General features: G+C 62.6%; 23 protein-coding genes and 1 riboswitch. Of the genes, 19 read left to right on the top strand and 4 right to left on the bottom strand.

The features are described 5' to 3' along the window. Positions 1 to 2: 2 nt before the first annotated feature. Positions 3 to 182: riboswitch (cobalamin riboswitch) on the bottom strand. Positions 183 to 301: 119 nt separating this feature from the next. From AC0L2U_RS04960 to AC0L2U_RS04935, 6 genes are all read left to right on the top strand, one after another. Then, positions 302 to 1,228, top strand: a complete 927-nt coding sequence (locus tag AC0L2U_RS04960) for a histone deacetylase family protein (RefSeq protein ID WP_127398621.1) — start codon at positions 302 to 304, stop codon at positions 1,226 to 1,228. Positions 1,229 to 1,231: 3 nt separating this feature from the next. Next, on the top strand, positions 1,232 to 1,483 hold the full coding sequence (locus AC0L2U_RS04955) for an exodeoxyribonuclease VII small subunit (protein ID WP_023808624.1): 252 nt from the start codon (positions 1,232 to 1,234) through the stop codon (positions 1,481 to 1,483). 110 nt (positions 1,484 to 1,593) lie between these two features. After that, on the top strand, positions 1,594 to 1,860 hold the full coding sequence (locus tag AC0L2U_RS04950) for a DUF2277 domain-containing protein (protein ID WP_027035955.1): 267 nt from the start codon (positions 1,594 to 1,596) through the stop codon (positions 1,858 to 1,860). A 39-nt stretch (positions 1,861 to 1,899) separates the two neighbouring features. Further along, the gene (locus AC0L2U_RS04945) at positions 1,900 to 2,820 is read left to right on the top strand and encodes a pirin family protein (protein ID WP_128288844.1); all 921 of its coding nucleotides are present in this window, start codon (positions 1,900 to 1,902) and stop codon (positions 2,818 to 2,820) included. Between the two features lie 128 nt (positions 2,821 to 2,948). Continuing rightward, positions 2,949 to 4,862, top strand: coding sequence for a 1-deoxy-D-xylulose-5-phosphate synthase (dxs, locus tag AC0L2U_RS04940; RefSeq protein ID WP_128288845.1), 1,914 nt, complete (start codon positions 2,949 to 2,951; stop codon positions 4,860 to 4,862). Between the two features lie 162 nt (positions 4,863 to 5,024). Beyond that, entirely contained in the window at positions 5,025 to 5,318 is a 294-nt protein-coding gene (locus tag AC0L2U_RS04935) for a hypothetical protein (RefSeq protein ID WP_128288846.1), read from the top strand. Positions 5,319 to 5,401: 83 nt separating this feature from the next. On the opposite strand, the gene AC0L2U_RS04930 is transcribed toward AC0L2U_RS04935, so the two are convergent. Beyond that, complete coding sequence (locus AC0L2U_RS04930) at positions 5,402 to 6,553, bottom strand: GNAT family N-acetyltransferase (protein ID WP_127811419.1); 1,152 nt, start codon at positions 6,551 to 6,553, stop codon at positions 5,402 to 5,404. Further along, positions 6,550 to 7,545: a sterol desaturase family protein gene (locus tag AC0L2U_RS04925; RefSeq protein WP_473563473.1), complete on the bottom strand. Its 996-nt coding sequence runs from the start codon at positions 7,543 to 7,545 to the stop codon at positions 6,550 to 6,552. The genes AC0L2U_RS04930 and AC0L2U_RS04925 overlap by 4 nt, the downstream gene beginning before the upstream one ends. 326 nt (positions 7,546 to 7,871) lie before the next feature. Here AC0L2U_RS04925 and AC0L2U_RS04920 point away from each other — a divergent pair, with 326 nt between their 5' ends. The 4 genes from AC0L2U_RS04920 (at position 7,872) to AC0L2U_RS04905 (ending at position 10,821) form a co-directional block, all read left to right on the top strand. After that, positions 7,872 to 8,636 (top strand): TlyA family RNA methyltransferase, encoded by a 765-nt coding sequence (locus AC0L2U_RS04920; protein WP_473563375.1) that lies wholly within the window; start codon positions 7,872 to 7,874, stop codon positions 8,634 to 8,636. Next, positions 8,633 to 9,874, top strand: coding sequence for a class I SAM-dependent RNA methyltransferase (locus AC0L2U_RS04915; protein WP_127811003.1), 1,242 nt, complete (start codon positions 8,633 to 8,635; stop codon positions 9,872 to 9,874). Before AC0L2U_RS04920 ends, AC0L2U_RS04915 begins: the two co-directional genes overlap by 4 nt. A gap of 76 nt (positions 9,875 to 9,950) precedes the next feature. Beyond that, positions 9,951 to 10,322 (top strand): antitoxin Xre/MbcA/ParS toxin-binding domain-containing protein, encoded by a 372-nt coding sequence (locus AC0L2U_RS04910; protein WP_127270326.1) that lies wholly within the window; start codon positions 9,951 to 9,953, stop codon positions 10,320 to 10,322. After that, positions 10,315 to 10,821 (top strand): RES family NAD+ phosphorylase, encoded by a 507-nt coding sequence (locus AC0L2U_RS04905; RefSeq protein ID WP_127270325.1) that lies wholly within the window; start codon positions 10,315 to 10,317, stop codon positions 10,819 to 10,821. Before AC0L2U_RS04910 ends, AC0L2U_RS04905 begins: the two co-directional genes overlap by 8 nt. Positions 10,822 to 10,861: 40 nt before the next feature. On the opposite strand, the gene tldD is transcribed toward AC0L2U_RS04905, so the two are convergent. Then, a complete protein-coding gene (gene tldD, locus AC0L2U_RS04900) occupies positions 10,862 to 12,274 on the bottom strand; it encodes a metalloprotease TldD (RefSeq protein ID WP_128288850.1) in 1,413 nt (470 codons plus the stop codon). 154 nt (positions 12,275 to 12,428) lie between these two features. Then, positions 12,429 to 12,983: an invasion associated locus B family protein gene (locus AC0L2U_RS04895; protein ID WP_013532781.1), complete on the bottom strand. Its 555-nt coding sequence runs from the start codon at positions 12,981 to 12,983 to the stop codon at positions 12,429 to 12,431. A 376-nt stretch (positions 12,984 to 13,359) separates the two neighbouring features. Here AC0L2U_RS04895 and coxB point away from each other — a divergent pair, with 376 nt between their 5' ends. The 9 genes from coxB (at position 13,360) to AC0L2U_RS04850 (ending at position 20,444) form a co-directional block, all read left to right on the top strand. Then, complete coding sequence (gene coxB, locus AC0L2U_RS04890) at positions 13,360 to 14,259, top strand: cytochrome c oxidase subunit II (RefSeq protein WP_473601526.1); 900 nt, start codon at positions 13,360 to 13,362, stop codon at positions 14,257 to 14,259. 38 nt (positions 14,260 to 14,297) lie between these two features. Next, positions 14,298 to 15,950, top strand: a complete 1,653-nt coding sequence (ctaD, locus tag AC0L2U_RS04885) for a cytochrome c oxidase subunit I (RefSeq protein ID WP_023808611.1) — start codon at positions 14,298 to 14,300, stop codon at positions 15,948 to 15,950. A 75-nt stretch (positions 15,951 to 16,025) separates the two neighbouring features. Continuing rightward, positions 16,026 to 16,970 carry a heme o synthase gene (locus tag AC0L2U_RS04880; RefSeq protein ID WP_127320379.1) on the top strand — a complete coding sequence of 315 codons (945 nt, stop codon included), beginning with the start codon at positions 16,026 to 16,028 and terminating at the stop codon, positions 16,968 to 16,970. A 2-nt stretch (positions 16,971 to 16,972) separates the two neighbouring features. Continuing rightward, positions 16,973 to 17,131, top strand: coding sequence for a hypothetical protein (locus tag AC0L2U_RS04875; RefSeq protein ID WP_013532777.1), 159 nt, complete (start codon positions 16,973 to 16,975; stop codon positions 17,129 to 17,131). After that, positions 17,131 to 17,763, top strand: coding sequence for a cytochrome c oxidase assembly protein (locus tag AC0L2U_RS04870; RefSeq protein ID WP_127395869.1), 633 nt, complete (start codon positions 17,131 to 17,133; stop codon positions 17,761 to 17,763). Before AC0L2U_RS04875 ends, AC0L2U_RS04870 begins: the two co-directional genes overlap by 1 nt. Position 17,764: 1 nt before the next feature. Next, positions 17,765 to 18,646 carry a cytochrome c oxidase subunit 3 gene (locus tag AC0L2U_RS04865; RefSeq protein WP_127270321.1) on the top strand — a complete coding sequence of 294 codons (882 nt, stop codon included), beginning with the start codon at positions 17,765 to 17,767 and terminating at the stop codon, positions 18,644 to 18,646. Between the two features lie 93 nt (positions 18,647 to 18,739). Continuing rightward, entirely contained in the window at positions 18,740 to 19,231 is a 492-nt protein-coding gene (locus tag AC0L2U_RS04860) for a L,D-transpeptidase family protein (protein WP_127320373.1), read from the top strand. Positions 19,232 to 19,287: 56 nt separating this feature from the next. Continuing rightward, positions 19,288 to 19,692, top strand: a complete 405-nt coding sequence (locus tag AC0L2U_RS04855) for a DUF983 domain-containing protein (protein WP_127395867.1) — start codon at positions 19,288 to 19,290, stop codon at positions 19,690 to 19,692. After that, positions 19,689 to 20,444 carry an SURF1 family protein gene (locus AC0L2U_RS04850; protein ID WP_164761698.1) on the top strand — a complete coding sequence of 252 codons (756 nt, stop codon included), beginning with the start codon at positions 19,689 to 19,691 and terminating at the stop codon, positions 20,442 to 20,444. Before AC0L2U_RS04855 ends, AC0L2U_RS04850 begins: the two co-directional genes overlap by 4 nt.

Genomic DNA, 20,444 nt, shown 5'->3' with positions numbered 1-20,444 from the left:
CGGATGACAATGCCTGCCAGGCCGGTCTTCTGGCTTGGGATCAACCCGCGTCCGGTGCCTTCCCGTCATCGACAGTGGCATTTACCGGCGCGGTCCCCCTCACAGCGTTGGGCACGCCACGGAATTCAACCGTGTTCCCGATTCTCCCGCTTCCGGCGGGCACCAGGCAGTACCAGGGACCTTACGCCGAAGCGCCGGCGAGGCCAATGCCTGCGGCGACGCGAATGGACGCAGTCGATTTTCCCCAGCGATCAAGCAGCAATGCATGGCCATAGCGGCGCCGGGGCACTAGATAGGGAGCATGACCACCCGTCTCTACACCCATCCGATCTTCCTCGAGCATCTCACGCCGCCCGGACATCCCGAGCGGCCCGACCGCTTGCGTGCCATCGAGCGCGTGCTCGATGAGGAAGCCTTTGCCGGGCTCGATCGTATCCAGGCGCCGGAAGGCGACGAGGCCACCATCCTCTACGCGCATCCCGCCGATTTCGTCGCCCGCGTGCGCGCCGCCATTCCCGACGAGGGGATTGCCCGCATCGATGCCGACACCACTGCCAGTCCGAAGAGCTGGCAAGCGGCGATCACCGCGATCGGCGCCGCCAACGCCGCCGTCGATGACGTCTTTTCGGGCCGCGCCGACAACGTCTTCGTCGCCGCCCGGCCGCCCGGCCATCATGCCGAAAAGAGCACCGCCATGGGCTTCTGCCTGTTCAACACGGCGGCGATCGCGGCGCGCTATGCGCAGAAGAAACACGGTGTCGAGCGCGTTGCCATCGTCGACTGGGACGTGCATCACGGCAATGGCACGCAGGACATTTTCTGGGACGATCCGTCGGTGCTCTATTGCTCGACACACCAGATGCCGCTTTATCCCGGCACCGGAGCGAAGAACGAAACGGGCGCCGGCAACATCGTCAACGCGCCGCTGGCGCCGCAGACTGGCAGCGAGGTGTTTCGCGATGCCTTCCTGTCGCGCGTCCTGCCCGCGCTCGACAATTTCGCGCCCGACCTGATTATCATTTCGGCGGGGTTCGACGCGCACCACCGCGATCCGCTGGCCGAGATCAATCTGACCGAGGATGATTTCGACTGGGCGACCGGCCAGCTGATGCAGCGCGCGGCACGCCACAGCGGCAACCGGCTCGTCAGCCTGCTCGAGGGCGGCTACGATCTGCAGGGATTGGCATTTTCGGTCGCCGCCCATGTCGGGCGACTGATGAAAGGATGAATGATGGCCGATGAGACCAACGAAGACGTCAAGGCGATGAGCTTCGAGCAGGCACTCGATGCGCTGGAGAAGATCGTCGATGATCTGGAGCGTGGCGACGTGCCGCTCGACCAGTCGATCAGGATCTATGAACGTGGCGAGGCGCTGAAGGCGCATTGCGACCGGCTGCTGAAGGCCGCCGAGGACAAGGTCGAGAAGATCAGGCTGTCGCGCGACGGCAAGCCGGTCGGAACGGAGCCGCTCGACGCGGATTGAGGCCCGGTCCGAACATAGGCTCGCCTCACCGGTTTTTGGACATGATCATGATCGAGGATATAACTCGTCCCGATTGAAACAGCTCAAGGACAAGAGGAGATACGGAAGCGATGTGCAGAAACATCAAGACCCTGTTCAATTTTGATCCGCCGGCAACCAATGACGAGGTGCGCGACGCGGCCCTTCAGTTCGTCCGCAAGCTGAGCGGAACGACGCGACCCTCGAAGCAGAACCAGCACGCCTTCGACCATGCCGTCGAAGCCATCGCGGCCTCGGCGCGCGAACTGCTCGATTCCCTGGAAACCCATCAGCATCCGCGTAATCGCGAAGAGGTGGCGGCCAAGCTGCGGGCAAAGGCGGCGATCCGCTTTGCCTGATGCGGCCAGGCGGCCTTCGACCACCGACAAGGAGAGTCCATGAGCTTCTTCCCCGGGAAAGACCCTGAGGTGGGCGATGCCTTAGCCAGCGACCAGATCGAATTGATGGTCATCCCGAACGCCAAGGACATCGGCGGTTTTCAGGTGCGCCGTGCTCTGCCGACGGCAAAAAGGCGGCTGGTCGGGCCGTTCATCTTCTTCGACCGCATGGGTCCCGCGATCCTGCGCGCCGGCCAGGCGCTGGACGTCCGTCCGCATCCGCATATCGGCCTGTCGACGGTCACCTATCTGTTCGACGGCAAGATCCGGCACCGCGATTCACTCGGCACCGAAATGGTCATTCAGCCCGGCGACGTGAATTTGATGACCGCCGGCCGCGGCATCGTCCATTCGGAGCGTACGCCGGAGGAACTGCGTGGCGCGCCGATGTCGGTATCCGGCCTGCAGACATGGCTGGCGCTGCCGGACGACAAGGAAGAGGTGGCACCGGTTTTCGAGAACACAGGAGCGCTCAGGCTTCCCGAGATCGATGCCGAAGGCGTCAACGGGCGCCTCATCATCGGCGATTTCCAGGGGTTGCGGTCGCCGGTCAGGGCTGACTCGGAGACGCTCTACGCCGACCTGCGCCTGGCGCCCGGCGCCAGCGTGAACATCCCGGCCGATGCGGAAGAACGAGCTATCTACACGCTGGAAGGCGAGGTCTCGATATCAGGTGACGTCTTTCCGGCGGAACGGCTGCTGGTGTTCCGTCCCGGTGACGAGATCGTCGTATCGTCGCAGACCGGTGCACATTTCATGCTGTTTGGCGGCGCCTCGCTCGGTTCGAAGCGTTACATCTGGTGGAATTTCGTCTCATCGTCGAAGGAACGCATCGAACAGGCCAAGCAAGAATGGAAGACGGGCCGCTTCGACATCGTTCCAGGAGACGAGGAAGAATTCATCCCGCTGCCGGAAAGCTGATGCCTGTCACCCAAAGTGGCAGAACGAAATGCATAGACAAAAGACTAGGGCCTGATCCGCGTCACTGACACGCATTTACTTTCGCCGGCCGGCGGCCTATTCGCCCATCAACCGAAAGCCCGAGCACCGTGAACGCAACGCCGCATACGCCGCTTCTCGACAAGGTCCGCATCCCGGCCGACCTGCGCACGCTTGCCGAAAGCGAACTGCCACAATTGGCGTCCGAGCTTCGCGCCGAGCTGGTCGACGCCGTGTCCCGCACGGGTGGTCATCTGGGCGCCGGGCTTGGCGTGGTCGAGCTGACAGTGGCGCTGCACTATGTCTTCAACACCCCGGACGACCGGCTGATCTGGGATGTCGGCCACCAGGCCTATCCGCACAAGATCCTGACCGGCCGCCGCGACCGTATCCGCACGCTGCGCCAGGAAGGCGGCCTGTCCGGCTTCACCCGCCGCGCCGAGAGCGAGTACGATCCCTTCGGCGCCGCCCACTCCTCGACATCGATATCGGCCGGCCTCGGAATGGCCGCCGCCCGCGATCTCTCCGGCGGCCGCAACAACGTCATTGCCGTCATCGGCGACGGCGCCATGTCTGCCGGCATGGCCTATGAGGCGATGAACAATGCCGGTGCGCTCGATGCACGGCTGATCGTCATTCTCAACGACAACGACATGTCGATCGCGCCGCCGACCGGCGCGATGAGCGCCTATCTGGCGCGGCTGGCCTCCGGCAAGGCCTATATCGGCCTGCGCGATTTCGGCAAGAAACTGACGTCCTATCTCGGCAAGCGCGCGGATCGTGCGATCACAAGGGCGGTCGAGCATGCACGCGGGTACGTCACCGGCGGCACGCTGTTCGAGGAACTCGGCTTCTATCACATCGGCCCGATAGACGGCCACAATCTGGAGCATCTGATCCCGGTCCTGAAAAATGTCCGCGACAATGGCGAAGGCCCGGTGCTCATCCATGTCGTCACCCAGAAGGGCAAGGGCTATGCGCCGGCCGAAGCCGCCGCCGACAAATATCACGGCGTCAACAAGTTCGACGTCATTACCGGCGCGCAGGCCAAGGCGCCGGCCAACGCGCCTGCCTACACCAAGGTGTTCGCCGAAAGCCTGGTTCAGGAGGGCCGTGAGGACGACCGCATCGTCGCCATCACCGCCGCCATGCCGAGCGGCACCGGCCTCGATTTGTTCGGCGAAGCGTTTCCATCGCGGATCTTCGATGTCGGCATTGCCGAACAGCACGCGGTGACCTTTGCCGCCGGCCTTGCCACCGAAGGTTACAAGCCATTCGCGGCGATCTATTCGACCTTCCTGCAGCGCGCATACGACCAGGTCGTCCACGACGTCGCCATTCAGAAATTGCCGGTGCGGTTTCCCATCGACCGCGCCGGCTTCGTCGGCGCCGATGGCGCGACCCATTGCGGCGCTTTCGACACCACCTTCCTGGCGACACTGCCGGGTTTCGTCGTCATGGCGGCGGCCGACGAGGCGGAGCTGCGCCACATGGTGCGCACCGCGGCGAGCTATGATGAGGGTCCGATCGCCTTCCGCTATCCGCGCGGCAATGGCGTCGGCGTCGACATGCCGGAGCGCGGCTCGGTTCTCGAAATCGGCAAGGGCCGCATCGTCAAGGAGGGCACCAAGGTTGCATTGCTGTCCTTCGGCACGCGGCTGCAGGATTGCCTGATCGCCGCGGAGGAGCTAGGGGCTGCCGGCCTGTCCACCACGGTCGCCGACGCCCGTTTCGCCAAGCCGCTCGACCAGGATCTGGTCCGACGGCTGGCCCGTTCGCATGAGGTTCTGGTGACGGTGGAGGAGGGCGCCGTTGGCGGCTTCGCCAGCCACGTGCTGCAGTTCCTCGCCCATGAAGGGCTGCTGGAAAGCGGCCTGAAGGTGCGCCCGCTGGTGCTGCCCGACGCGTTCACCGACCACGCCAAGCCGGAAAAGATGTATGCCGATGCCGGGCTCGATGCCGCCGGCATCGTGCGCACCGTATTCGTGGCACTCGGGCACACAGTCCACGCCCAGCGCGCCTGATCCAGCGCGCCTGAATCAAAGTCTCAAAGACTTGAATCAGTTTGCCGGCAAGCGATCTTAAGGCATTGTTTACGCTGCCATTTGGCGCTTTGCTTACCGTGTCTCTTGGCCGTTTTTCAATGGCGCCCTGCTAAATCCTGATCAGGCAGGGAGACAACAACAATGAAAACGCTTCTGTGCGGCGCAGCACTTTGCGCCGTTATCATCGCGCCGGCCACACCCGAAACGCGCTATGACCGCAGCCTCGAAAAGGCGGCGATGGGCATCATCGCCGGCAAGATGGGCGGCATCCGCGGCGGCTTTTCCTTCAAGCAGGTGCCGCAATTGGTGGTTCTGCCGGCCCCTGTTCCCGCGCCTGCGGGTGCCATCGAGCCTGCACGCGAGCAAGCTTCGGGCGGCCGTGAGGATGGCTTGTCTCCAGCCGTCGAGCGCCCGGTTTCGCGAACCGTATTCTGAGCTGAAGACCAACAAGCCTATCGGGATTGCCCGATCGTTTCGCGCTTGCCGCTGTGCAGGCGATCTAAAAAGCGTCGGCAATGCTACTCCGCCGCAACCAGCTCCGCTTGCTGCGCCGATTTCTCGGGGCGCCAGGATTGCGCCGCGTGGCGGGCGCGGTCTGCCAGGGCGGCTAGGCGTCCGCGCAGGTTTCGTCCACCCACCACCGACGACAAGGTCACCGAATGCGTCGCAAAGCGGCGCTTGAAATCCTCGCCGCCGCAGAGAAAATCGATCGTGGTCAAGCCTCGGTCAAACGACCACTGGATGTAATCCATCATCAAGGCCATCCCCGGCGAGGCCCGTTCGAAGGCCGGATCATAGGTGGTGACGAAAGCCATCATCGTTCCATGCTGCTCGAAATTGATCGAGATGGCGATGATCTCGTCTTCGCGTTCGAGCACGAAGATGCGCAGCAATCCAAGCTTGGCCAGAACGGATATGAGTGCCGCCAGCGCGGGGGAGCCTTCGTCGAAGAGGTCCGAAACGCGGCCGTGTTTTGCAAGCCACAACCGCTTCAGCGCGGCGACGCGCTCCAGCACCGGCTCGCGGGCTTCGTGCGCATCCATCAGGCGGAAACGCAGCGCGCCGCCTTCCTCCATGAATTTGTAGCCACGGCGATAGTTTTGCCGAGTTTTCTTCGACTGGCTTTCAAACCATTGTGCGCCGCGTTGCCCGGCGCCGGAAACTCGATAGCTGACCTCGCTGCGGTGGCTTGGCTGCAAGATATTGCTCTGGCCTGGGGCGGCGGGACCAAGCAGGGTCCGGAATCGGGCATCAGGCAACAGACGATTGAGGTAGGCAAGATCGAAGCCGCCATCGTCGAGGATATGTTGCCAGAGTTGCGGCAGGATCTGTGGCTCGGCATCGGGAGCAACCAGGACATCGCCATAGTCGCAGTGATCTTTCGCCGCCCATTCCAGCATACGGATGCCTGAGCGCCAGAAGGTCGCGAGCGCAATGACGGCCTCGAGACGCTCGCCGCTCCAGACCAGGCCGATCCTGAGACCGCGACGGTCCTGATGCGGTGTGGTGTGCCACCAGGCCGAGATCCAGTCGGGATGCTGGAAAACGAGGCCGCCGGCGCGTTGCCAGAGCGTTGCCCAGGCGGGCGCGATTTCTGCCAGTCGCGCTGGCGAGGTCGCAATTTCGATCCGGTGCGTTCGCGGCATCCGGAACACGGCGGGTCCGTTCATGGCTTCCCCCTTTGCGGCGATTGCTGTGGCTCGGGCTTGTCGGTGCGGAAATGTCTGGCGATCTGCCGCCACATCCGCTTCAGCGGCAGGACATAGAGGCCTGCGAGCGACTGGTAGTCGCGCACGTTGCGTTCGATCAAACCGAACTTGAAGTCCTCGTCGGGTCTCGGAATGCACAGGGTTCCGAAGAGCCGATCCCAGAACGAGAAGAGCAGCCCGAAGTTCTTGTCGTAGTGGCGCGGGTCGGTGCTGTGGTGCAGCTGATGCCAGTGCGGGCACAGGATCAGATTGTTCAACGGTCCAAACGAGATCTTGAAATGCGTGTGCCTGACGAAATCCATCATCAGGATGTTGCGTATGATGTAGACGTTGACGCCGAAGACCGTCAGCTCGACGAGGTTCAGCGACACCAGCGACCAGATGCCGAAGCAGATGCCGGGAATGACGCCGTCCCAGGCCCGGTTCATCAATTCGTCGAGCGGGTGGACGCGATCCTTGGTGATGCCGACCATCACCTCGGCCGAATGGTGAACCTTGTGCAGTTCCCACAGCACCGGGTAGCGGTGCTGGGCGACGTGATAGAGATAGTACGAAATGTCGTAGGCAAGCAGCATGGTGATGGTGAAGATCGTCACCGTCACCGGCCCTGCCGGTCCTTCGATCAGGGGCGGCTGGATCGCCAGCAGCGTGGAGAGCAACCAGTTCGTCGCATAGCCGACGGCGCTGACGAAGACGACGCCGGCGGGCAGCATGAGGAATGGCATCAGCGCCTTCCGCGTCACCCAGAACAAAAGGTCGGCTTTCGCCGAAGGGTGCGTGATGACCTCATGCGGGACTGCGAACTCGAAAAACTCTTTCCAGCTCTTTTTCTCGACCGTGCGCCAGTAGGCGACCAGGGCGCTGACCAAAGCAGTCAGCAACAGAAGTCCGGTCGCCAGCAGGCCGGCGCCGGAAATCCGGTCAAGAACCTTGTAGACGATATCGCTGGCCATTTCCAAGGTTGCCGCCTCTTCATCCGGCTTTTCCGGTCGTCGCGGTCATAACATTGAAGTCCTCAAGCAAATGCGATGAAAATTGGTTAAGAAATCATGAGGCTTTCTAGATTTTAGGCACTTATCGGCAGGCGACGAGACCTCATGCTTCGGCGGTCATCCGTCTCAACCGGCGCAACGGATAGATATTCATAGGGATGGTCGGCGTGACGGAACGCCTCACTATCGCCGCGGTCCAATGTGCTGGGCGTGATGATGGGAACGTGAGACGAGATGCTTCCGGCCGGTGCTCTTGCCATCGTCATCGGCTTTCGCCATGAAGGCCAATGAATTCCCCTCTGCCAGCCAGCGCACGCCAGCGGCTCGACGACCTGCTCATCCAGCGCGGGCTGTTTGCCAGCCGCTCACGTGCCCGCGACGCGGTCGAGCGTGGCACGGTGACCGTCGACGGCGTCATTGCGCGCAAGCCCGGCCAGAGCGTTTTGCCGCAATGCCTTGTTGCCATCGATGATCCGGCGCAAGGCTATGTGTCGCGCGCGGCACTCAAGCTGATCGGTGGGCTCGATCATTTCGGCCTCGACCCTGCCGGCTCTGAAGCGCTCGACATCGGCGCCTCGACCGGCGGCTTCACCCAGGTGTTGCTCGAGCGCGGCGTGGCCCATGTCACCGCGGTCGATGTCGGTCATGGCCAGATGCATCCTGATATCGGCGGCGACCCGCGTGTGACGGTGATCGAAGGACTGAACGCCCGCGATCTCGCCGTTGCCGATCTCAGCGGGCGTATTCCGGATTTCATCGTGTCCGACGTCAGCTTCATCTCGCTGAAACTGGCGCTGCCGCCGGCGCTTGATCTGGCGAAGGCTGGCGCCAAGGCCATGTTTCTGGTCAAGCCGCAATTCGAGGCGGGCCGTGATGCGATCGGCAAGGGTGGTCTGTTGAAAGATCCCTACGACGCCTCCCGTGTCGCCGGCCTGCTGCAGGATTGGCTGGACTCCGTGCCAGGCTGGCGCTCGCTGGGGCTGCATTTGTCGCCGATCGAGGGCGGCGACGGCAATCGCGAATTCCTGCTCGGTGGGATCAAGGACCGATGAGCGCGCGCTTCAGCATCAGGAAACTTGGCGCTCAGGGCGACGGTGTCGCCGAGACCGAGACAGGCGATCTGTTCATTCCCTTCACACTGCCCGGTGAAACGGTCACCGCCGCGCGCGAAAGGGATCGCGCCATGCTGATGGCGGTGCTGGAAGCATCGCCGCTGCGCATCGACCCCGCCTGCCGCCATTTCACCGAATGCGGTGGTTGCGCGCTCCAGCATTTCGAAGCCGGAGCCTATCGCCAGTGGAAACGCGAAAAAGTGGCGCACATCCTGAAGGGCAAAGGCATCGATTGCGAGATCGGCGAACTGGTCGCCTGCGCGCCGCAGACGCGCCGCCGTGTCGTGCTGGCCGCCCGGCGCACCGATACAGGCATGCTGCTCGGCTTCCATCGCCATCTGTCGCCGGAGATCATCGCCATATCGGAATGCCCGATCTCGCTGCCGGAGATCGTCGCTTCGCTCGATCGGTTGAAGGCGCTCGCCGAATTGGTCTGCGCAACCACCAAATCGTTCCGGCTGGCGGTCACCGTGACCGGTTCGGGGCTCGATGTCGCGGTTCACGAATCCGGCAAGCTCGGGGAGCACCAGCGCCGTATCGCGGCCAATTTCGTCATGGCGCAGGGCTTTGCCAGGCTGTCCATCGATGACGAAATCATCATCGAGCCGAAAAAGCCGGTTGTCATGTTCGGTAGCGTCGCTGTCGCCTTGCCCCCGGGCGCGTTCCTGCAGGCAACCGAGGCCGCCGAACAGGCGATGGCCGATATCGTCGGTGGGCATCTGAAGCGTGCCAAGAAGGTGGCGGATCTTTTCGCCGGCTGCGGCAGCTTTGCTCTGCGTCTGGCCGCGAAGTCGGAAGTCCATGCGGTGGAGGGCGATGCGGCAGCCCTTTCGGCCCTCGACCGTGGATCGCGTTTCGCCACTGGCTTGAAGCGGGTGACGGGTGAACGCCGCGACCTGTTCCGGCGGCCGTTGACGTTCAAGGAATTGAATGCCTTCGATGGTGTGGTGTTCGACCCGCCGCGCGCTGGCGCCGAGGATCAGTCGAAGCAGATCGCCCGTTCGGATGTGCCGTACGTCGCCGCGGTGTCCTGCAATCCGGTGACGCTCGCGCGAGATTTGCGCATCCTCATCGACGGCGGCTACATCCTGAAAAGCGTGACGCCGATCGACCAGTTCCTGTGGTCGCCGCATGTTGAGGCCGTGGCGTTGCTGGAGAAGCCGAAGCGGAGGCGGTAGGTCGCTTGTGCTTGAGTTGCGCGTGAATTGGGCCTATTTTGATACCGTACGCATCAAACTATGCTAGGTAATCGTCATGAACTCCGCAGCCCTCGAAGTTCCGGCGTCACGCTTTGGCGAGGAACGGTCGCCTTACCTTTCGGCAAGGCGTGTCGCGGAACAGCTTGGTGTCAACCTGACCGAATTGGCCGGCCTGATCGGGGTCGCGCGCAACACACTTGCCGCCAAGGCCGGCGCGCGCAAGGTCGACGCCGCCCTCAGCCCGATCGTCCGCATCCTGTCGATGGCCGGTGAAATGGCCGGCGGCGAGCAACGTGCGGCGATCTGGTTTAAGCACCAGCCGATCCCCGGCTGGGCGGGAAAGACCGCCTACGACCTGGTTCGCGAGGGCAAGACGGACAAGGTGCTGGCCTACCTGGAGGCCGTCCGCTCCGGCGTGTATGCCTGAGATCAGCCTGACCTTGTGGCGGGCCTTCGTACCGCGTTGGGCGCATCTGCCGCTTTCGGGCGAGGGCGCTGCCCACTTCGGCGGTCGCTGGAATCCGATTGGCGCTTCAACGATCTATGCGGCGCGCGAATTGTCCACCGCCTGGGCGGAGTACAATCAGGGCTTCGTCCAGCATCCGGCGTTAATTGCCCAACTAGAGCTCTCGGGCGCGCGCTTGGCCGATCTGACCGATGCCGCAATGCTGAGCGAATTGGCCATGACGGCGGGTATTCACCAATGCGAATGGCGAGACATGCTGGATCAGGGCCTTGTGCCCGAGACCCACAAGCTGCGGGATCGCCTGCTTGCCGATGGGGTGAACGGCGTGATCTATCCGTCCTTCATGTCGCCCGGCGGCACCTGCGTTGCGCTCTGGCGCTGGAACGAGGATGGCGCGCCGCGCCTAGAGGTCGTCGACCCCGACCGTCGTCTGCCGAAATCGCCGGCATCCTGGCTTTAGGGCAATTCAGATGGGCGAGTAAGCTCGTCGACTGTTCTTATCAAACCCGCGTGCCGCCCACCGTCATCTGGTTCATGCGCAGATGCGGCTGGCCGACGCCGACGGGCACGCCCTGTCCGGCCTTGCCGCACATGCCGATGCCGGTGTCGAGCTTCATGTCGTTGCCGATCATCGAGACGCGGTGCATGGCGTCCGGACCGTTGCCGATCAGCATCGCGCCCTTGATCGGCTGCGTCACCTTGCCGTTCTCGATCATGTAGGCCTCGGTGCAGCCGAACACGAATTTGCCCGAGGTGATATCGACCTGACCGCCGCCGAAGGAGACGGCATAGATGCCGTTCTTGACCGAGGCGATGATTTCGTCCGGCTCCATGTCGCCAGATGTCATATAGGTGTTGGTCATGCGCGGCATCGGCTGGTGGGCATAGCCTTCGCGGCGGCCGTTGCCGGTCGCCTTCATGCCCATCAGCCGGGCATTCTGGCGATCCTGCATGTAGCCGACCAGCTTGCCATCCTCGATCAGCACATTGCGGGCCGAAGGTGTGCCTTCATCGTCGACGGTCAGCGAGCCGCGCCGTTCGGGCATCGTGCCGTCGTCGACGACGGTGACCCCCTTGGCGGCGACCTGCTGGCCAAGCAGGCCGGCGAAGGCCGAGGTCTTCTTGCGGTTGAAATCGCCTTCCAACCCATGGCCGACGGCCTCGTGCAACATGACGCCCGGCCAGCCGCTGGACAAGACGATGTCGAAAGTGCCGGCCGGGGCCGGTATGGCCTCGAGATTGACCAGAGCTTGCCTGAGCGCCTCCTTGGCGGCGTGCTTCCAGCTGTCCTCGACCAGGAATTCGCCAAACGCCTTGCGGCCACCCATGCCGTAGGAGCCGCTCTCCTGGCGGTCGCCATCGCCGACCACAACGGAGACGTTGATGCGGACCAGCGGGCGGATATCGCGCACCATTTGGCCATCGGCGCGCACGATCTCGACATGCTGCCAGGATGCGGCGAGCGATGCCGAAACCTGCCGCACGCGCGGATCCTCGGCGCGCAGCCAGGCGTCGATTTCCTGCAAGAGCTTTGCCTTGGCCTCGAAGGAGGGCGAGGGGATCGGGTTCTCTTCGCCATAGAGATGGCGGTTGGTGCGGGCCGGTGCGGCGGCAAGCGTGCCGGAATAACCGCCCTTGACGGTTGAAACGGCATCGGCCGCGCGCAGCAGCGAGGCTTCGGAGAGGTCGCTGGAATGCGCATAGCCGCTGGCTTCGCCGGCAACCGCACGCAGGCCAAACCCCTGGTCGGTGTTGAAGTTGGCGGTCTTCAGGCGGCCATTGTCGAACATCAGCGCTTCGCTCTCGCTGTATTCGAGGAACAACTCACCGTCATCGGCGCCGTTGATGGTCTCGGCGACGATCTGATTGATGCGATCGTCTGAAATGTCGAATTGGCCGATCAGGCTGTTCATGGCGCATCCGTTCACAGGAGGAATGGGTCTTTGCCACGATGTAGGCGCGAAGGCACGCCGAGACAATCGCTCTGCCGCATTGTAACGACAAAAGCGGTTTGCCAGCAGCCCGTCGAAGTCACTTCTGGTTGAAGCCGGTGATGTCGCCGGGCTTTCAGGGGAGGGCGGCGAAGCCGTCGGCAAAGCCCTTGAGGTCGACCGGGATGCCGATACCTTCTTCCGGGGTCTGGAAAACGATGAAGGTGGCCGACGTGCCGGTCTTCAGCGTGTCGAGAAGCGGCTTCTCGAGGATCACCTCGGCATAGCAGCCGTCCTGAAAGCAGCGCACGAAATAGGCGCGGCCGATGTCCTTGCCGTCGACATTGAGGCCGAGCCCGTTGGGCAAAAGCACGCCGAGCGGCGCCAGCACGCGCAGGATCTCCGCCTTGTTGTCGGCGGTGCGCAGCACCACGACCGACAGTCCCATCTCCGGACGGTCCTCGGCGACGACGTTCTGCATCATCACGCATTGTTCCGAGGTGGCACCGGCCGGCGTGTCGCAGATGATCGACCATGCGCCATGTGTCGAGCGCACGGTGCCGCTCGGCTGCGCGGCGTTCGCCGTGCCGGACACGATCGCGGACAAGCCGATGCCAGACAGGGCGGCGAAAAAGATGACCTTCGCCCAGTTTCTCGAAAACCGAGAGTTTCTCGAAAGCCAGTAATTCATGACGGCTCCATTGCGAATCACGGCACTTTAAGCCGCGCCAAAGCCAAGTAAAGGACGAGACCGCACCAGGTCTGCCCCGAAAAAGCCAATTGGGCGCTTTTCCCTGCCAATTTCGCCCGAATTGCGACGTTCGGCACCTGCGGCCCGCGGGAATGCTGCTGCGGGCTCACTGTAGGCGATTCGGTGCTGCCGCGGCTGCCTCCAAAGGCATATCCGGGCTTGCGCGCAAAAATGCCGCACGGTTTCGTCCGCTCCTTTCTTGCGGAGGGAAAAAGAGTATGGTTTGAACCACCTTGAAACTGTCGGGATTCCCGTCCCGGCATTGTTCGTTATTCTCGTGGGTACCGCAGCGAGGAACTGGGAGACGATGAGGGCGATGAGAAATTTCCTGGCAAACGCCAAGGTTCCAGCAAGTGCCAAGTTTCTAAGTGCTTGTGCCGCTGTCACGTTTTTCGCCGGCGCATCCGCCCATGCCGACCAGCCCAAGAACTGGGAGACAACCTTCCAGGCGCCGGCGACTGACATGATGCGGCAGATCGAGTGGTTCGGGAACTACACGATGTGGTTCATCGTTCCGATCACCATCCTGGTGCTGCTTCTCCTCGCTTATTGCATCGTCAGATTCCGTGCGAGCGCGAACCCGGTTCCGTCCAAGACCAGCCACAACACGCTGATTGAGGTGATCTGGACTGTCGGTCCGGTTGTCATCCTGCTTTGCTTGGCAATTCCCTCGTTCCAGCTGCTGACCGCGCAATACACGCCGCCGGAAGAAGCGAAGCTGACCGTCAAGGCGACCGGTAACCAGTGGAACTGGGACTACGAGTACCAGACCGAAAACACGCTCTCCTTCAATTCCGCGATCCTTCAGGACACCGACCGCGCCGCCGCCGGCAAGGAGGACCGCAAGGTTTATCCGCGCCTGCTCGCGGTCGACAATGAACTGGTGGTGCCGGTCAACACCATGACCCGCGTGCTCGTCACCGCGACCGACGTGATCCACTCCTTTGCCATGCCGTCGTTCGGCATAAAGATCGATGCCATTCCGGGTCGCACCAACGAGACCTGGTTCAAGGCGGAGAAGGAAGGTATTTTTTACGGCCAGTGCTCGCAGCTCTGCGGCAAGGACCATGCCTTCATGCCGATCGCCATCCGCGTCGTCTCCGATGCGCAGTTCAAGACCTGGCTGGCGGCAGCCAAGACCGATCTGCCCGGCGCCAACAAGACGCTGATGGCCGAGGTCTACGGCCAGAACAAGGTAGCGGCCGCCGGCAACTGATGCCGCGGGTTAGCAAGATTTAGGGAACGGAGCGGAACATGGCAGACGCTGCAGCTCACGACGGGCACGACCACAAGCCTTATCACGGCTGGGTCCGCTGGGTTTATTCGACCAACCACAAGGACATCGGCACGCTCTACCTGATCTTCGCGATCATGGCCGGCATCATCGGCGGTGCCTTGTCTGTCGCCATCCGCATGGAGTTGCAGGAGCCTGGCATCCAGATCTTCAGCGGTCTGGCGCAGATGGTCTACGGCATGAACGGTGACGCCGCGATCGACGGCGGCAAGAGCATGTACAATGCCTTCGCCACCGCGCACGCCCTGATCATGATCTTCTTCATGGTCATGCCGGCGCTGATCGGCGGCTTCGCCAATTGGATGGTTCCGATCATGATCGGCGCGCCCGACATGGCGTTCCCGCGCATGAACAACATCTCCTTCTGGCTGCTGCCGCCGGCCTTCATCCTGCTTCTCACCTCGATGTTCGTGCCGAGCGCGCCGGGCGCCTTTGGCGTCGGTGGCGGCTGGACGCTCTATCCGCCGCTTTCGACCTCGGGCCAGCCCGGGCCGGCCATGGATCTGGCGATCCTGTCGATCCACATTGCCGGTGCGTCGTCGATCCTCGGCGCCATCAACTTCATCACCACCATCTTCAACATGCGCGCGCCCGGCATGACGCTGCACAAGATGCCGCTGTTTGCGTGGTCGGTGCTGATCACCGCCTTCCTGCTCCTGCTGTCGTTGCCGGTTCTGGCCGGTGGCATCACCATGCTGCTTACCGACCGCAATTTCGGCACCACCTTCTTTGCGCCCGACGGCGGCGGCGACCCGATCCTCTTCCAGCACCTGTTCTGGTTCTTCGGTCACCCTGAAGTGTACATCCTGATCCTGCCGGGCTTCGGCATCATCAGTCACGTCATCTCGACCTTCTCGAGGAAGCCGGTGTTCGGCTATCTCGGCATGGCCTATGCCATGGTGGCGATCGGCGCCGTCGGCTTCATCGTGTGGGCGCACCACATGTACACGACCGGCCTGTCGCTCGACACGCAGCGCTATTTCGTCTTCGCCACCATGGTCATCGCGGTGCCGACAGGCGTGAAGATCTTCTCCTGGATCGCGACGATGTGGGGCGGGTCGATTTCGTTCAAGACGCCGATGCTGTGGGCGCTGGGCTTCATCTTCCTGTTCACCATCGGCGGCGTCACCGGCGTCCAGCTGGCCAATGCCGGCCTCGACCGCTCGCTGCATGACACCTATTTCGTCATTGCCCACTTCCACTACGTGCTGTCACTGGGCGCGGTGTTCGCCATCTTCGCCGGCTGGTACTACTGGTTCCCGAAGATGACCGGCTACATGTATTCGCCCGTCATCGCCAACACCCATTTCTGGGTCACCTTCGTCGGCGTGAACCTGATCTTCTTCCCGCAGCACTTCCTCGGTCTCGCCGGCATGCCGCGCCGCACCATCGACTACCCCGATGCGTTCGCCGGCTGGAATTATGTGTCGTCCATCGGCTCGTATATCTCGGCCATCGGCGTCCTGATCTTCCTCTATGGTGTGTTCGAGGCCTTCCAGAAGAAGCGGATCGCCGGCGCCAACCCATGGGGCGAGGGCGCAACGACGCTCGAATGGCAGCTGCCTTCGCCGCCGCCCTTCCACCAGTGGGAACAGCTGCCGAAAATCAAGTAAGGCGGCTGCCCGCTCGAATACGAAACCGCCGGTCCGCCGGCGGTTTTGGCCAACGGATGATGGACTTAAGTACGCATGGCCCTTGTCGACGACCCATTGATTGACGAAGCGGGCTTTCGCATGTCGGAAGCGACGGCGGGCGATTTCTTCGCGCTGCTGAAGCCGCGCGTCATGTCGCTGGTGGTGTTCACCGCCTTTGTCGGCCTTGTCGCCGCACCCGTGACCATCAACCCTCTGCTGGCGGTGATCGCCATCCTGGCTATTGCAATAGGTGCTGGTGCCTCCGGCGCGCTCAACATGTGGTACGATGCCGACATCGATGCCGTGATGACCAGGACCGCCAACCGCCCGGTCCCCGCCGGTCGCATCCAGCCGCACGAAGCCCTGACCTTCGGGCTGGTGCTGTCGGTGCTGTCGGTGATGACGCTCGGCGTGCTGGTCAACTGGCTGGCGGCGACGCTGCTCGCCTTCACCATCTTTTTCTACGCCGTCGTCTACACGATGTGGCTGAAGCGCTGGACGCCGCAGAACATCGTCATCGGCGGGGCCGCCGGTGCCATTCCGCCCGTGATCGGCTGGGCCGCGGTGACCGGGACAGTCAGCCTCGAAAGCATTGTCCTGTTCCTGATCATCTTCCTGTGGACGCCGCCGCATTTCTGGGCGCTGGCGCTGTTCAAGTCCGAGGACTATGCCAAGGCCGGCATTCCGATGATGCCCAACGTCGCCGGCCACGCTTCGACCCGCCGCCAGATCTTCGCCTATGCGCTGGTGCTGGCCCCGGTCGGCGTGCTGCCGTGGCTGCTTGGCTACACCACGCCGTTCTATGGCGTGGCCGCCCTGCTTCTGGGAGTCGGTTTTGTCTGGTACGCGTGGAAAGTGCTTGGCATGGCCGACGATGACCGCGTCATGAAACCGGCCAAGGCCCTGTTCGCCTATTCGCTGCTTTATCTCTTCGCCATCTTCGCTGCCTATCTGGCCGACAGCGTTGTCGAACGCGCGCTTGCCATGGGTGGAGCATGACCATGATCGAGGAAAAGCTCGAGACCGTCACGTTGACCGAGCGTCAGAAGAAGGCGCAGCGCAGCCGTTCTATCGCCATCGGTGTGGCGCTGGCGCTGCTGGTGGTCATTTTCTACATCGCGACGATCGTGAAGTTCGGCCACAATCTGGGCACGATGTGATGAGCGTCGAGACCTCTAAAAAAGCGGCTGGCAAGAACGGCAACGTCATCGTCGCGGCTGTCTGCCTCGCCTTCTTCACAGGCATGATCGGCATGGCCTATGCCGCGGTGCCGCTCTACAAGATGTTTTGCCAGGCGACCGGCTATGGCGGCACGACGCAACGTGCCGAGAAGCAGTATGCCGGCCGCGTGCTCGACCGCGAGATCACCGTCCGCTTCGATGCCAACATCGCTGGCGTGCCGTGGGAGTTCCAGCCGGTCCAGCGCTCGATGACGATGAAGATCGGCGAGACCGTGCAGGCGCACTACCAGGCGACCAACAAGTTCGATCGTCCCGTGACCGGCCGCGCCACCTTCAACGTGCAGCCTGAACTGGCAGGTCCCTATTTCAACAAGGTCGAGTGCTTCTGCTTCACCGACACGACGCTGAAGCCCGGCGAGACACTGGACATGCCGGTCCTGTTCTACGTGGACCCCGACATCGTCAATGTGCCGGAACTGAAGGACGTGAAGACGATCACGCTGTCCTATACGATGTTCCCGGTCGAGAAGGCCAAGCCGGTCGCCTCCTCGGAGCCGGCCAAGGGCAATAGCAAGACAATTTCGAATACCGAAGCAAATCTCGGGGGTTGATATGGCAGACGCGCACGCAAAACCACAGCATGACTATCATCTCGTCGACCCGAGCCCGTGGCCTTTCCTGGGATCGGTAGGCGCACTTGTCGCCGCCTTTGGCGGCGTCTGCTTGATGGAATACCTGAAGGGCGGCTCGTTCCCGATCTTCGGCTTCAACATCGCCAATCCATGGCTGTTCTTCATCGGTCTCGTGATCATCCTCTACACCATGTTCGCCTGGTGGTCGGACACGATCAAGGAAGCGCATGAGGGCCATCACACGCGTGTCGTGTCGCTGCATCTGCGCTACGGCATGATCATGTTCATCGCCTCGGAGGTAATGTTCTTCGTTGCCTGGTTCTGGGCCTATTTCGATGCCAGCCTGTTTCCGAGCGAAGTCCAGCAATATGCCCGCACCGCGTTTACCGGCGGTGTCTGGCCGCCGAAGGGCATGGAAGTTCTCGATCCCTTCCATTTGCCGCTCTACAACACCGTCATCCTGCTGCTGTCCGGCACCACGGTGACCTGGGCGCACCATTCGCTCATCCATGGCGATCGCAAGGGGCTGATCAACGGCCTGGTGCTGACCGTTGGCCTCGGCATGCTGTTCACCATGGTGCAGGCCTACGAGTACATGCATGCTCCGTTCGCCTTCAAGGATTCCATCTATGGCGCCACTTTCTTCATGGCGACCGGCTTCCACGGTTTCCACGTCATCATCGGCACCATCTTCCTGTTGGTCTGCCTGATCCGGGCGATGAAGGGTGATTTCACCCCCAAGCAACATTTCGGCTTCGAGGCGGCCGCCTGGTACTGGCACTTCGTCGACGTGGTCTGGCTGTTCCTGTTCGCCTCGATCTACGTCTGGGGATCGGTCGGCGCGGTGATCGAGGGCCACTGATCCTGGCCTGAGGAATTTCCGTTTGGGGAGGGGCGGCCGCGGCAATGTGGCCGCCTTCTTCTTTTTGGCGCAATGATCGCTGATCGATAGCCAATGCGGCTGACAATTTTCCGGGCCATTTGCGCATTGATGATCGCGGCACTCCCGGCCTTTGCCGGCGAGAAGGTGGATCTGGTGCGTGTCCACAAAGCCGAACGCCGGCTGGAACTCATCGGCGACGGCAAGATCCTGCGCAGCTACGGCATCGCACTCGGCGGCGATCCTGTCGGGCATAAGCACCAGGAGGGCGATCAACGCACGCCCGAGGGGAACTATGTCCTCGACTGGCGCAACCCGAACAGCATCGCGCACAGATCGATCCATATTTCGTACCCCAACACCGACGATCTGGCGGCCGCCAGGGCGCGCAATGTCGACGCGGGCGGCATGATCATGATCCACGGCCAGCCAAACGGTTATGGCTGGTGGGGCTGGCTGCTTCAATTGGTCGACTGGACCGACGGCTGCATTGCGGTTACGGACTCCGATATGGACGAAATCTGGGCGATGGTGGCCGATGGCACACCGATCGAGATCGAGCGGTAGGCAATGAGTGGCAATATGAACTGGTTGCCGGTCGATCTGAAATCGAGCGGTAAGCAATGAGCGACGACTCTTCCAAGAGTGAAGATAGGGCGATCTGGCCGCCGATCGATCCGATCTCGGCCGGCCTGCATGGCCGTTGCCCGCGCTGCGGCGAGGGGCGGCTATTTTCCGGCTTCCTCACCGTCGGCAAGCGATGCGTCAATTGCGGCCTCGATTATTCCTACGCTGATGCCGGCGACGGGCCGGCGGTGTTCGTGATCCTGATCATCGGCTTTATCATCGTCGGCCTGGCGCTCTGGGTAGAAGTCACGCTCAGCCCGCCGCTCTGGCTGCATCTGCTGGTCTGGATTCCGCTGGCTGTTGTGCTGTGCTTGACGGCGCTGCGGCTGATCAAGGGCGTGCTGCTGACGCTGCAATACCGCAACCAAGCGGCCGAGGGCCGGCTGGATCGCGGCGAATGAGCGAGGCTTCCCTTAGAACTGACGGTCGTTCGCGGCCGCGATCGGCATTGCTGCTCGGCCTTGGCCTTGTGCTGTTCCTGATCCTGCTGGTGCTCGGCACCTGGCAGATGCAGCGCCTGTATTGGAAGGAAGGCCTTCTGCAGACCATCGACCAGCGCACCCATTCGGCGCCGTTGCCGTTGGTTGCGGTCGAGAAAGAGTTCGCCGCCACCGGGGATGTCGATTATACGCCTGTCACCGTCACCGGCACGTTCCTGCATCAAGGCGAACGCCATTTCTACGCGACCTGGGAAGGTGATGCCGGCTTCAATGTCTACACGCCGCTGGCGCTCGACGACGGCCGCTTCGTCCTGATCAATCGGGGCTTCGTGCCTTACGATCTGAAGGATGCCGCCAAGCGCGCCAAGGGACAGGTGGCTGGCAGAGTGACGGTCACGGGGCTGGCCCGCAACCCGCTGCCGGGCAAGCCGTCGATGATGCTTCCCGACAACGACGTGGCGAAGAACATCTTCTACTGGAAGGACCGCGACGTGATGGCTGCAAGCGCCGGTCTGCCGGCGGGCGCCGCGCTGGTGCCGATCTTCATCGACGCAGACAAGACGCCAAACCCAGGCGGCTTGCCGGTTGGCGGCGTCACCATCATCGATCTCCCGAACAGCCATCTCCAATATGCGATGACTTGGTACGGGCTTGCCGCGGCGCTCGCAGCCGTGCTCATCCTGCGGCTTCGCCGTCCCGCGAAAGACGAATGA

The sequence above is a fragment of the Mesorhizobium sp. WSM4808 genome, from assembly GCF_055811675.1.
This window is presented reverse-complemented; position numbering and strand designations above follow the sequence as displayed.